Here is a 12708-nt window from a genome sequence, read left to right as displayed (position 1 = left end):
AACAAAAAAACTGCCGCTCGCAAAGGAACGGCAGGAACAACATTGGAAATCCGCTTATTCGATTTAACACGATCCGTCAGATCAAATCCATCGTCGGCAGCTCGCTCAAAGTCGTCTTCGTCATGTCTTGAACGTGCAGGCCGTTGGCGCGAACCAAGGTGTAATATTCGTAGTTTCGGATCACCGTGAAGTCGTCTTCCATCACGCCGGGATAGGCGCGGTTCACCGAGTAAACCTGGCTCCGGTAAGCCTGCAGAGCCCGCCCCTTGTGCTGACGGTAGTCGCTGATATCGACCCGCGCCGTAATCGGGCACGTATCCTTCGGTCCCGAATCTTGGCAGTGATCGTAATAATGAGGAATCGAGGTGTAATAAAAAGATGGCCGTCGCCCCTCCGGGTACTGCGCCTCCGCCAGTACGACTGCCTTCTCCGTCGCTTCGGAAATCGCGATATGATCGGGATGCCCCGTTACCCCGTCCGGCGGGAACGTAAGAACCGCATCCGGCTTCAGCTCCACAATGGTCGAGCGAATCCGCTCCGCCAACGCTTCCGGATCGATCGACTTTAATTCGCCGTCCCGATAACGGTACAGAATCAGCTCGGCAACGCCGAGCACGGAGCACGCGCTGCGCAGCTCCTCTTCCCGGTGCCGGGCCAGCTCTTCGCGGGTGGCGAATTGAAACTCGCCCGACTTCCCCTTGCATCCCGATGTGGCGCACGCCAGAACGACCTCGTGGCCCGTACTGCTAAGCTTGGCGATCGTCCCGCCGGCTGCAAAGGATTCGTCGTCGGGATGGGCGAAAACGAATAACCATCTTTTCTTCATTCCCCTTCAGCCCCCTGTTGTTCGTATTTCACTACGCCTCTGTAGACGTTTTCGTTTGCAAATAGGAGAGCCCCATGGCCGTTACGCCGTAAATCGGCTCCTTCCGGGCCTCGTCCAGTTGAACCTGCGGAGCGTACGCTTTGATCTTGCGCATCAGCAGTTCCCGAACGTGCCCTTCGTTCTGCAGCACGCCGCCCTGCAGTATCATTGTAAACGGTTTGTCTAGGAACGACAAGTGCCGGACGACCGCAGCGACGCCGATAAACAACTCGTGGGCGGCCGCCTCCAGAATCCGCTGCGCTTCCCGATCCCCGGCCGAAGCCGCCTGGCCGACCACACGGGACAGCTCGCTCAATTTCTCGACCGAGTAGTCCGGACCGTACATCCAGTTGAACAAGTCCTCTTCCTGATCCATGCCCAAATGCGGCAGCACCCATTCTCCAATCCGGGTGCCCTCCTCCCTGCCGTCATAGGCCTTGAGAATCGCCATGACCGCCTGCTTGCCGATCCAGTAGCCGCTGCCTTCGTCTCCGACGCGGTGACCCCAGCCTCCGGCTCTGGCCGTCTGCCCCCGCTCGTTGACCCCGAAGATGATGGAGCCCGTGCCGGCAATGGCCAGAATTCCCGGCTGGCCGCCGGTGGCGCCGAGCAATGCGGCGTAGCCGTCATTTTCCACGATCAGATGTTGGACCCTAATCGGCAGCCGCTCCAGCACCTCCTGCACCAGCCCGGTAATCACGCGTCGGTCGTATTCCGTATCCAGCCCCGCAAGGGCGAACACGGCGCACTCCACCTCGATTTCCGCCTGCGGCAGAGCGCTATCGTCCTTTTGTCGCAAGTCCGCAATCGCTTCTTCGATACCGAACACCAATTCTCGGATCACACCGTCTTTCCCGATGCCCTGGTAATTGGACGAACCGCCTTTTCCTTGCCCGAGTACGTTGCCCTGCCGATCCATGAAGACGACATGGCATTTGGTCCCTCCGCCGTCAATCGCCAGCAGAGGGATGCTGCATTTTGCCATCAGGAACCACTCCACTCCGTCATGACTTGGTCCAGATGCTCCAGCGCCCGCTGAATTTTGCCCTGCGCTTGTCCCAGCCAATTCAGATGTGCTTGGTGCTGATACATTCGGAGGTCGACTATGCGGTTGATTTCCTTCGGACTCGGTCCTCCCGGCAGCGAGCGGATTTCCACAAAATGCACGGGGTCGAGCGCCTGACGCAGCGTTTCTTCGGTAAGCGACGTATCCCGCCCGATGTGGCGGCGTGCGCTTTCGTTAACGATGGACAGCGTAATTTCGTTGGCCGCCAAGCCTTGCGCCAAAGACAGCTTAACGACATCGCTGACGATATGATGGGCTTTTCTGAACGATAAGCCGTCCGTCCGCACGAGCGTGTCCGCCAGTTCGGTCACCGTGGCGAAGCTTCCCTTCGTCCGTTCGCGCAGCACCTCTTTATTCACTTCCATCGTGCCGACAACGGCGGCGAACAAACGGTACATTTTGTCCATAATGTCGAGGCTTCTCCAGGCATAAGGCTGCATATCGTCCTCGGTGTCCACAATGTCCCCGAACGGCGTATTGTGAATCATCGACAGCACCGTGTTCGTATTGCCTACGCAGCTCGACAGCAAGGCGCGCATGTGCTCGAACGAGACGGGATTGCGCTTCTGCGGCATGATCGAGCTAATCTGTACATACGGAGCCGCCACCTTCAGCGCACCGAACTCCTGCGTGCACCACAGCAGCATGTCTTGCACGACCCGGCCCAGGTTGATCGCCGCCAATTGCACGGCCGTCGCCACTTCGCCCAAGTAATCGGCCCCGCCGATCGCGTCGTACGAATTGTCGATCAGCTCGTCGAAGGCAAGCAGCTCCATCATGTGCTCCCGGCTGATTGCAAAGCCCGATGTCGTGAGCGCCGCCGCCCCCATGCTGCTCCGGTTGCAGTTCGCATAAGACGCCATAATCCGGCGGATATCCCGGTTGAGCGAATCGACGACCGCCATAAAATAATGCGCAAGCGTCGTCGGCTGAGCCTGCTGCGTATGCGTGTAACCGATCATCAGCGTATCGGCGTGGTCTCTGGCGAACAGCAGCAACTGCTCATTGAGCTTCAGCGCGGAGGTCAGCGTCACGATCAGCTTCTCCCGCAGCACCATCCGGTAGATGGAAATGCCCATGTCGTTGCGGCTCCGCGCCAGATGCAAATTGCCGGCGATATCGCCCGCATGCTCCAGCATTTGATGCTCGACCTGGAAGAACAAATCCTCGAACTGCCCTGTGTAGCTCGCTTGGCGGAGCGCCTCCGGGTCGATTGATCGGATCGCTTTGGCAATCTGCTTCGCTTCGTCGGTCGTCACCAGCTTTTGCTTCTCCAGCATGATCAAGTGAGCCTTGTTGATCGCCATCATCGGGCCTAGCAAATGGGTCTTGGCTTCGTTAAAAGCCGGCTCCAGCACAACCTCCGTATACGTTTTGCCGGGAAACGTCGTCCCTTCGGTCTCCATCCATTGTTCGCGATATCCCATAGCGTTACTTGGCCTCCCTATTGTTTCCTTTTCTCATATCCAGCCATTCTTTAATGAGCAAGTTCATATTGCGGCTTGCTTCTTCGACGATACTCTGTCCCGCCTCCAAGGAGCACTGCCGGATGCGGCCCGTATAGCCGTCCCAGCCTTGGGGGGTTCCTTCCACCAATACGTAAGGCAAAGGAGATAAAGGAGGACATGAATCTAATTCCAAGTCCGATTCCTGCACGATCACCATTTCCGGGCGAAACGCCTTCACGGCCGACATCTCGTACGGACCGCCGTGTCCTCTTCCCGCCATCCCTTGGAACAGCCCCAACCGCTGCGTAAAATCGACGGTCGCCATCTGCCACCAGTTGATCAGCAGAAAGCTGGCGTCGGGATAGCTGCCGGTCACCGCCTCGGCGACGGTCCGGGACGGGCCCATATTGGCGTCGTGGGCGTTCAGCAGCACGATATTGCGGATGCCGAGCCGGCAGATCCCTTCGACCACATCGGTGAGATAGTCGATAAAAATCGAGGGCCGGATCGAGATCGTTCCGGGATAATGCTGCGTTTTGCCCGGGCAGGCCGAGTACGGAACCGTCGGATAGATCAAAGGATGCAGCGAGGCATCGATCCGTTCGGCGAAGCCGTCCGCCAAGATCGTATCGGTCCCGAGTGGGGAATGCAGACCGTGGTATTCCACCGAACCCAGAGGGACGACGGCGAATTGCGCGCGCTCCGTCACTTGACCGATTTCCCGCCCGTGAACTCCGATTACATTCATATGCTCCTTAAACCTCCGCTTCTTCATCGTATGGGGGAGGGACCCCGAAGGGTCCCCGCCCACTGCTGTAATGTTTGCTTGCGCGACGCAATTATTGCTTTTGACTTATCATATTCACAAACATGCGGATCGAGCCCGGAACCAGAGCCGGAATCTCGCGGTACCACACTAACGAGCTGTAAGTATATACCCCTTTGCCGTAATGCGCAGTGAGGAATGTGCCGGTAAACTCCTTCTCGCCCGGGTCCCCGTTCGAAATGAGCTCCGTATACTCCTTGCCCCATTCCGACGGATTGTAGGCGGAGCGGTCTTGAATCCAGTTGTTCCAATCCTGGTCCGTAATCTTGTTCGGCGAATTGAACATCGGATGATCCGGAGCCAGCATCGTGACTTTGGAATTCTCGTCCGTTACGCGCCACTGGATAAGCGGGGAGCCGATTTTGATCGGGTACGGAGCAAGCTCCGGCGACCATTTGTCTTCCGGCTTATGATATTGGACGACGAGATTGCCGCCATTTTGAACGTAATTCAGCAAGCGCTGGTTGCTCGGAATCAATTCCGGACGGAACGCGTAAGCGCGAATGCCCAGCACGATCGTGTCATATTGGGAAAGATCCCCGTATTGGATGTCCTTCGCTTCCAGCTTCACGACATCGACACCCACCTGACGCAAGTATTGATCGATGTTGTCGAAGCCGCTGGAGACGTAGCCTACCTTCAATTTATCCGGAACCTTCAGGTCGAAGGCCTGGATTTTGAGCTCGGCCGGCTGAACCATGTACGTCTTGCCGATATGCGGATACTCGATGACCTGCGCGCCCTGCGTGCTCTGCACATCGCCATTCTTTGCAACGGCCGTCACGGTGAATTTACCTGGTACGACGTTTGAAGCGGCCTTGACCGTGAACGCCACGGACTTCGTCTCGCCTTTGATCGCAAAGTTCAGCTCTTCGGCTGCCGGCTCCGCCGTCCAGCCCTCCGGCACGTTCAGCGACACCGTCGCTTTGGAAGCGCCTGGCGTGTAGTTGCGCACGGTGACCTTCACCGGAATCGGCTCTTGCGACTTGAGCGTATTCAGAATCGTTGCGCTCGGGCTGAGCGACATCGAATACGGAGGCAGCACGGCTACGGCGTTTTGCGGCGTGACCTTCAGCGTCGTTGCCGTATCGTACGCCTGGTATTCCACCTTCGCGTTGAACACCGAAGGATCGTAAGGCTTGAACAGCTGTGCGTCTGCCGGAATCGTCACCTCGAAGGTGGCCGATGCCGTCTCGTTGTAGCCTAACTGCTCGAAGCTGGTCGCTCCGGCCGGCTTCGCCGTCCAACCATTGGGCACGTTCAGGCTCAGGTTGATTTTGTTCAATTTGACGGAACCGCCGTTGAAGGCCGACACGGTGACCTTCGTTGTCTGACCGGCAACCAGCTCGCTTGCAGCCGGCTTGACCTTCGCTACGACGGACGCCGATTCCATGCTCGCTTTATTCAACTGCTCCTCTTTGAGATGGAGCCGGTGGAGCAGATCCTCCTTGGTCGCCGCCTCCAGTCCAGATGCTTTGACATCGGCCAGCGTCGTCTGGACATCCGCTTTCATGGCATGGACTTCCTTCAGCACCTTGGCAAAGCTCGGGTAAGCGGCAACGACTTCGTCCGCATCCTTTTGCAGATCGCGCAGATGCTTGACGATCTTGTTGTCTTTGCCCTTCGCGTCGATTTCTTTTGCCAAATCCTCGAAGGTAAAGGCAATGCCGTCGAAGAAGTCTTTTTCTTTGTCCGCCGATTTCACCGTGCTTTGATCCAGCTTGTAGTAATTGCTGAACAAATCGCCTTGTACGGGGCCTTCGTCATATACCTTCCCCATGCCCTGGCTCTTGTGCATAAAGCGGGATTCTTCCCCAAGCTGGAGATAAGACGCCCCATAGATTTCGTTGTAATCCCCGATCGGCGCGTTCACCGTGTAATCCTTGGAGCTGGCTGGCAGATACAGCTTCTTGATCTGCCAAGGCTGAAGCCCTTGTTTCAGATGTTCAGGGAAAATCTCCGGATTCGCGGCATCTTTGAACGCCCGAACGGTAAGGACGTTGATCGTTCTGTGATGCCCGTGCGTGGAGGCTTCGTTCAAAAACGAAGGAATGATTACATCCGGACGCAGCTCGCGAATTTTGCGGATCAATCGTTCGTAAGCGACCGAGTCGCCCCATTTCTCCAGCGTTTCCTCAACGCTCTTGGAAAACCCGAAATCGTAGATTGGATCGTCCAGCTGCTCGCCCAGCATGCCCAACGTCACATTGGTGATTTTGGACGCTTCCTGCAGCTCGCGAGTCCGAATGATGCCGAGGGCTTGCCCCAGCTCGCTCCCGATTTCGTTCTGTCCCCCTTCTCCCCGGACAGCGATAACGCTGGAGGTGTTAACCCCTCTCCCCAAGGAAAGATACGCCAAGGTCGCGCTGTGTTCATCGTCCGGGTGAGCCCCTGTGTTCATCGCGCTGGCAATCGTGGTCAGCGGTTTAATCGACTTCCACAAATCGACGACGCCCCGGTCCGCATATGCGGGCTGAGCTTGAGCGGGCAGCAGTATGCCGCCCACCAGTATGGCGCTCATGACAATGGAACAAAACTTTGAGGTCGACTTACCCTTGATCATCTAACTCCTCCTCTGATGGTGGAATGTTCCTCAGCCGGAAATGGCCATTTTCCCGCTGTATATCATAACGTGGATGATGAACTTTGAAGTCCGGTGAATCATAGACGCTGCGTGAGCGGATCATTCTTCCGATCGGCTGTTGTCCCCGGATTCTTTGATTATTTAACCCATTAAGTGGTGAGTATCCGGGGACAAAGGCGACCGCTTACGCTTCTCCAGAACGATTCCGCTCCCTCCGCTTCAAAATTCACCGAACTTTCAGGTGTTCCCCCACGAGATGACCGTCATTTATACGGCTGTGCTGTCGCCCGTCATTTTGCGCGAAACGAACAGCACGATAATGATCAAAGTAATTTGCAGCACGCCGTATGCGCACGCCGTACCGAATTCAAACGAGTACATCCGCTGGAAAATCTCCACGGAAAGCGGCGTGCTTTTTGCGGTGAAGAGCAGAATGGAGGAAACGAATTCCCCGATGCCCTGCACGAACGCGAGCAATGTGCCCGCAAGTATCCCGCTCAGCGCCATCGGAAAGACGACCCGCCTGAAGCTGTACCACCAGGAGGCGCCCAAGTTGCGCGCCGCTTCTTCGACCGAAGCATCCATCTGGACCAGCGTCGCCGACGTAGAGCGGAACACAAGCGGCAAATGGCGGACGAAATACGCCAAAGGCAAAATCCAGAAGCTGCCGATCAGCACTTGATTGAAGCTGAATACGGTAGGCTCGCTGAAAGCGGCGATCAGGTTGACCGCGACGACCGTTCCCGGCAGCGCCCACGGCAGCATGATCAGCACGTCCAGCAGCGTTTTGCCTTTGAATCTCAAGCGGACCATCGCATACGCTGCCGCCACGCCGAAGATGATATTGCCGATCGTCGCCACGAAGCTCATCTGGAAGCTGTTCGCAATCGGCCGCCACGTTTTGCTGTCGGTAAACAGCTTCACATAGTGCTTCGCCGTATATTCTGGAGGAAGAATCTGCGTCGTCCACGTGCCGTCCGTCGAGAACGAAATCAAGACCAGCACGAGAATCGGAAGCAGCAGGATGATGACGCCGATAATCGACAGAATCATCGCGATATACTTGCCTGCGGCGCTCTTCACTTCCGTACGATGCACGCTGACGCCTTTGCTCATATTCTGGTAATTGCGCAGCCCTTGGTACCAGCGCATCACGAGCAGGAACAGGATGGACACGACGGACAGGATCGTGGACTGTGCCGCAGCCATATCCAGATTGCCGTTCGTCCGGGACAAATAAATCTGCATCGTCATCGTCCGCTCGATTCCGAAGATGAGCGGAGCCGTATAGGACGCCATCGCGATCATGAAGACGAGCAGCGAAGAAGCGACCAGCGCCGGCGTCAGCATCGGCAGAATGACGCGCCGCCATATATAGAGCCGTCCTGCGCCGAGACTCGCCGCCGCCTCTTCCAGCGACGGATCGAGACCGCGGATCGCCGAGGAGGCTGTCATGTAAAAGTAAGTGTACATCGTGAACGTATGCACCACGAGCACGCCCCAAATGCCCTTCAAAGAAAACGGCACCTGGTCGAGATGAAGCAGCGCTTTAAGCGCCCTTGGGATAATGCCGCTTTCACCGTACAAGAATGTAAACGACAGCACGCCGACAAGGGGCGGCAAAGCCATCGGCACGAGCACAAGGACGGCCAAAATTTTCCGGCCGGGGAACTCGTAGCGCTCCAGCAGGAACGCCATGGCGACGCCGACGATTGCGCAGGTGATGACGCTTAAGACGGAAATATAAATGCTGGTCCAGAGTGCCTCCAGGTTGGACGTATGCTCCAGGCTGAAAAACTTGGCATAGTTTTTCAGCGACATCTGATCCTCTACCCGGATACTTTGCACGAACGTCTGGAACAACGGATACACGACATAAGCCAGGAGCACCAAAAACAGGGGCGCGACCAGGACATAGACGAAATAAGGCGAGTGCGTGAAGGAGCCCAGCTTGGATGAACTTGTTCCCGGTTTAGATCTCATAGATTCATCCCCTCGCTATCCCAAGAAATAGATGCTTTCTTTTGGAATGAACAGGGCGATCTCTTCCCCGCGTCCGCGCACCCGGTGCCCTTGATTGACAAACATCGCTTTCAATTGCTGGCCCGCCACTTGCGATACGTAGTTCACGCTGACTCCCGTAAATTCGGAAATGACCACGTTTCCTTTGACCACATTGTCCTGCTGCTCCCCTTGCAGCGCTTCGCGGACCGCTTCCGGACGGATGGACATCGTCACGGTCTTGCCCGCTTCCAGCTTGCAGTCCGGCGAAGCGTTGGCGGTCAAGCCTCTCAGGCTGAGGCCCGGAGCGAAACGTACGACCGCTTCGCCGCCCTCGACTCGCTCCACGGTTCCTTCCCACAGATTGGACTCTCCGATAAAGGAAGCGACAAACCGGTTGACCGGGCGGTTATATATTTCTTCTGGACTTCCGATCTGCTGGACGACTCCGCCCTGCATGACCATAATCCGGTCGGACATCGCCATCGCCTCGGCCTGATCGTGCGTGACGTAGATCGTCGTAATTCCCAGCTCCAGTTGAAGTCTCTTGATTTCGATTCTCGTTTCTTCTCTAAGCTTCGCATCGAGGTTCGATAACGGCTCATCCAAGAGCAAAATTTGCGGCTCGATGACAAGCGCGCGAGCCAAGGCAACCCGCTGCTGCTGGCCGCCGGACAATTGATCGATACGGCGGTTGCCGTAGCCTTCCAAATGAACTTGCTTCTGTGCGCGTTCGACGCGCTGAACGATTTCGGATTTCGAAACCTTTCTTACTTGCAGACCGAATGCGATATTCTCAAACACCGTCATGTGCGGAAACAAAGCATAGTTTTGGAACACCATTCCCGTGTTTCTTTTGTTTGGGGGAAGGTTCGTGACATCTTGATCGCCGAATACGATACGGCCCTCGCTCGGATAGTAAAACCCTGCAATCATCCGCAACGTCGTTGTTTTGCCGCAGCCGCTCGGCCCGAGAAAGGTGAAGAACTCCCCCGGTTGAATCCGAATATTGACATCTGTAACTCCCTTAACGTTTCCGAATTGTTTGCTTACGTGATCCAGTACGACCTCTATCAAGCAGGTTTCCTCCTTTGGTAAAATGATCAGGCGGAGGAGCTCCTCCGCCCGAATGCATTATTTGGAACCTTTCCCTTTGATGTTCTCATCCCAATGCTGCATCCATTCTTTCTCTTTTTGCGCCATGACGGCCCAATCGATATTAAGCGGTTTCAGTTCCAGCCCTTTTAACCATGCCGGAAGCGTATCTTTGTTAATGTCCGTACGCGTTGGAATCTGGTACAGCTTCTCCGCAAGCTCAACACGCAGCTTCGAATCGAAGAGGAACTCGTAAAATTTCTTCGCCGCTTCCATGTTTTTCGCGCCTTTGACCACCCCGACACCGTCAACCAGAATCGGCGCTCCGCTCGCAGGGTAAATGAAGTCGAACGGCTGCTTTTGCAGCTCCTTCTGGATCATAATATCCTGCAGGTTCCACAGCGACAGCGAGCCTTCCTCGCGCGCCAGCTTCAGGTACAGGTTGGTCGGATCCTGAGCGTATTCCTTCGTATTGGCGTCAAGCTTTTTCAGCCAGTCGTACCCTTTCTTCGGATCGTTCGCGTCTTGACGGAAAATCAAGGAAGAGTAGATCGTTCTCATCGTTCCGGAAGCAAGCACGCCGCGAATGATGATTTTGCCCTTGTACTTGGCATCCAGCAGGTCGTCCCAATCTTTGGGAGCGTCTTCTTTTTTCAGCGCTTTGGAGTTGTACATGATGACTTCCGGCAGCAGCATTTCACCGTACCAGCGATCTTTGCTGTCTTTGTACATCGCCGGGATTTTGTCGGCGAAGCTCGGCTTGACGCTTTCGAGCAGGCCTTCGTCCGCCGCCGTCATCAGCGCCGATTGCGTGCCGCCCCACCAGAAGTCGGCCTGCGGGTTCGCCTTCTCCCCGCGCACGCGCTCCAGCACCTGCTGCGCCCCCATGGTAAGAACCTCGACGTCCATCCCCGGGTTTTGCTCTTTGAATTTCGGGATAATTTCTTCGACGACGTTTTTGTCCCTGGCCGTATAAATGACCAGCTTCTGCTTCTCGCCAGGCTTCGAGGCGTCGGATGACTTGTCTCCCGGCTTCTGAGCACCGTCGGAAGCGCTTCCTCCGCAGGCCGTCACCGTCAGCATCGCCATGCTGAGCACGGCCCCCGTCAACCAGGTTGTTGCTTTTTTCTTTGTCATGTTTTGACCTCCTGTACTTTATGTATAATGTAAGCGTCTTCACTTGAGCCAAACAGCATCGGTAGCGACAAAGCCGCTTACCGCTGCAGTTTGGAAGTGGACGGAAAAGCCTCCAGCGCGCAATGAATGGCTCCGATGAGTCCCGCCTGATCGCCGAGCGAAGCCATCTCGATTCGGGGAACGGACGGAACCCAGTCGGTTAACCATTGTTGTATTTTATGAACCCCTTCGTCCCCGATATGCAGCATTTCTCCGCTGAGGATCAGAAGCGCCGGGTCCATCACGCTCGTTAGATTGGCGATGCCGTAGGTCCAGTGCCGGCAGATGTCGTCGAGAAGCGTCTGCGCCGCTTCGGCCCCGCTTTTCGCTTGATCGACGATTTGCTTGACAATACTCTCGCCATCGTCCATCGAAGGGAGGACGGCTTTGGCCTTCTCGCGAATGGCCCGTACGGAATAGTTGCGCTCGAATACGCCGTATTCTCCCTTGGTCTGGTTCCCGACCGGACCGATGACCATATAGCCGATCTCCCCGCTCGCCTCTTTGGCTCCGCGGTATAATTGCCCGTCGATCATAATGCCGGCGCCGATCCCCGTTCCCGCATACATATATACCAGATTAGAATGCCCGACGCCGATGCCCTTGTGAAATTCGCCGAGCGTCATCAAGTTAACGTCATTTTCGATGACCACAGGCAGCCCTAAGGCCGCTTCGATCTCCTTCCGCACGGGCAGTCCCATCCACCCCGTACTGGGGGCGTAGCTGACCGTACCTTCGCTGCGCTGGGTAATCCCCGGCAAGCCGAGCCCCATGCCAAGCAGCCTTGCTTTATCGAATCCGCTTTCATCCAGCAGCGCCGCGAGCCCTTGCTCGATGCTCTGAATGGCCGTCTCTCCGTTCATCGGATGCGGCAGGCACGTCGTGCGCTGAACCAGCAGCTCCCCCTTCAGGTTGGCGATGGCCAGCTGCAAGGTACTACCTTCGAATACCGCGCCGATGACGCCATAGGCTTGAAAATTATATTCCAGAAGGATGGGCTTCCTGCCGCCCTTCGATTCTCCGAACCCGACTTCGCTGATCAAGCCTTCCACGATCATCTCGTCCACCAAGGCCGATACGCACGGACGGCTGAGCTCCGTTAATTTCGCCAAATCGGCTCTCGATACCCGGGGGTTTTCTCTCAATTGATGAAGAATGCCTTCGCGGTTAATGTGCTTCACCAGCTTGGCGTTTCCCGTTTGGCCTCTGCCAATCAATATGCTGTCCCCCTTTCCGATTAAGTTAGTTAAGATGACTAACAAAGTTTTCTTGTCATCATTTTATTGTATTCGCTTACAAATTGTCAACTACAAATTTCTACATTTTTCTACATCTTTTCATCGTCATGAAAACCACCGTGGACACCGCTTTTTACCGCTAGCCTTGCGCTTTCGCGGATTTTGGTACCGACCCTCCCCTGCTAACTTGGCCATTAAGCGTTTCCAAAAAATTCTTTATAAAAATTTTCGAAATTTGGTGTAGAACAACACAGAAATCCCTGACATTATCCATTATTATTAGATACATGGTAAGCGATGATTTCGAATCTGTATCTGGGCACTTGGATTCGACGGAGCTAGTAGTGCAACCGGACCACCCTTCAGTTGGAGGGTGTTTTTTGCCGTTCCAACAAAAACTGATGGAGGT

The 12708-nt window shown here is 55.7% G+C and carries 9 protein-coding genes and 1 riboswitch; all 9 genes read right to left on the bottom strand.

Annotated features, from left to right (window positions below):
- Nucleotides 1-76: 76 nt before the first annotated feature.
- The 9 genes from ET33_RS06710 to ET33_RS06670 all read right to left on the bottom strand — a co-directional run bounded on the left by ET33_RS06710 (nucleotide 77) and on the right by ET33_RS06670 (nucleotide 12278).
- A complete protein-coding gene (locus ET33_RS06710; RefSeq protein ID WP_036678247.1) occupies nucleotides 77-826 on the bottom strand; it encodes a PIG-L deacetylase family protein in 750 nt (249 codons plus the stop codon).
- Nucleotides 827-857: 31 nt separating this feature from the next.
- On the bottom strand, nucleotides 858-1850 hold the full coding sequence (locus ET33_RS06705) for an N-acetylglucosamine kinase (protein ID WP_036678244.1): 993 nt from the start codon (nucleotides 1848-1850) through the stop codon (nucleotides 858-860).
- The gene (gene argH, locus ET33_RS06700) at nucleotides 1850-3358 is read right to left on the bottom strand and encodes an argininosuccinate lyase (protein WP_036678242.1); all 1509 of its coding nucleotides are present in this window, start codon (nucleotides 3356-3358) and stop codon (nucleotides 1850-1852) included. Before argH ends, ET33_RS06705 begins: the two co-directional genes overlap by 1 nt.
- Before the next feature lie 4 nt (nucleotides 3359-3362).
- Nucleotides 3363-4127, bottom strand: coding sequence for a creatininase family protein (locus ET33_RS06695; RefSeq protein WP_036678241.1), 765 nt, complete (start codon nucleotides 4125-4127; stop codon nucleotides 3363-3365).
- A 91-nt stretch (nucleotides 4128-4218) separates the two neighbouring features.
- Nucleotides 4219-6726, bottom strand: coding sequence for an NEW3 domain-containing protein (locus ET33_RS06690; protein ID WP_407668084.1), 2508 nt, complete (start codon nucleotides 6724-6726; stop codon nucleotides 4219-4221).
- A gap of 330 nt (nucleotides 6727-7056) precedes the next feature.
- Nucleotides 7057-8772, bottom strand: a complete 1716-nt coding sequence (locus ET33_RS06685; protein WP_036678235.1) for an ABC transporter permease — start codon at nucleotides 8770-8772, stop codon at nucleotides 7057-7059.
- A gap of 15 nt (nucleotides 8773-8787) precedes the next feature.
- Nucleotides 8788-9867, bottom strand: coding sequence for an ABC transporter ATP-binding protein (locus ET33_RS06680; RefSeq protein ID WP_036678232.1), 1080 nt, complete (start codon nucleotides 9865-9867; stop codon nucleotides 8788-8790).
- A 57-nt stretch (nucleotides 9868-9924) separates the two neighbouring features.
- Nucleotides 9925-11022 carry an extracellular solute-binding protein gene (locus ET33_RS06675; protein ID WP_036678227.1) on the bottom strand — a complete coding sequence of 366 codons (1098 nt, stop codon included), beginning with the start codon at nucleotides 11020-11022 and terminating at the stop codon, nucleotides 9925-9927.
- 77 nt (nucleotides 11023-11099) lie between these two features.
- On the bottom strand, nucleotides 11100-12278 hold the full coding sequence (locus tag ET33_RS06670) for an ROK family transcriptional regulator (protein ID WP_036678225.1): 1179 nt from the start codon (nucleotides 12276-12278) through the stop codon (nucleotides 11100-11102).
- Nucleotides 12279-12580: 302 nt separating this feature from the next.
- Nucleotides 12581-12664: riboswitch (cyclic di-GMP riboswitch) on the top strand.
- Nucleotides 12665-12708: the final 44 nt, after the last annotated feature.

Origin of the sequence: Paenibacillus tyrphae, from assembly GCF_000722545.1 — a bacterium.
Classification (GTDB): domain Bacteria; phylum Bacillota; class Bacilli; order Paenibacillales; family NBRC-103111; genus Paenibacillus_G; species Paenibacillus_G tyrfis.
The sequence above is the reverse complement of the archived record's forward strand: the minus strand, read 5'-3'. Positions and strand labels throughout refer to the sequence as shown.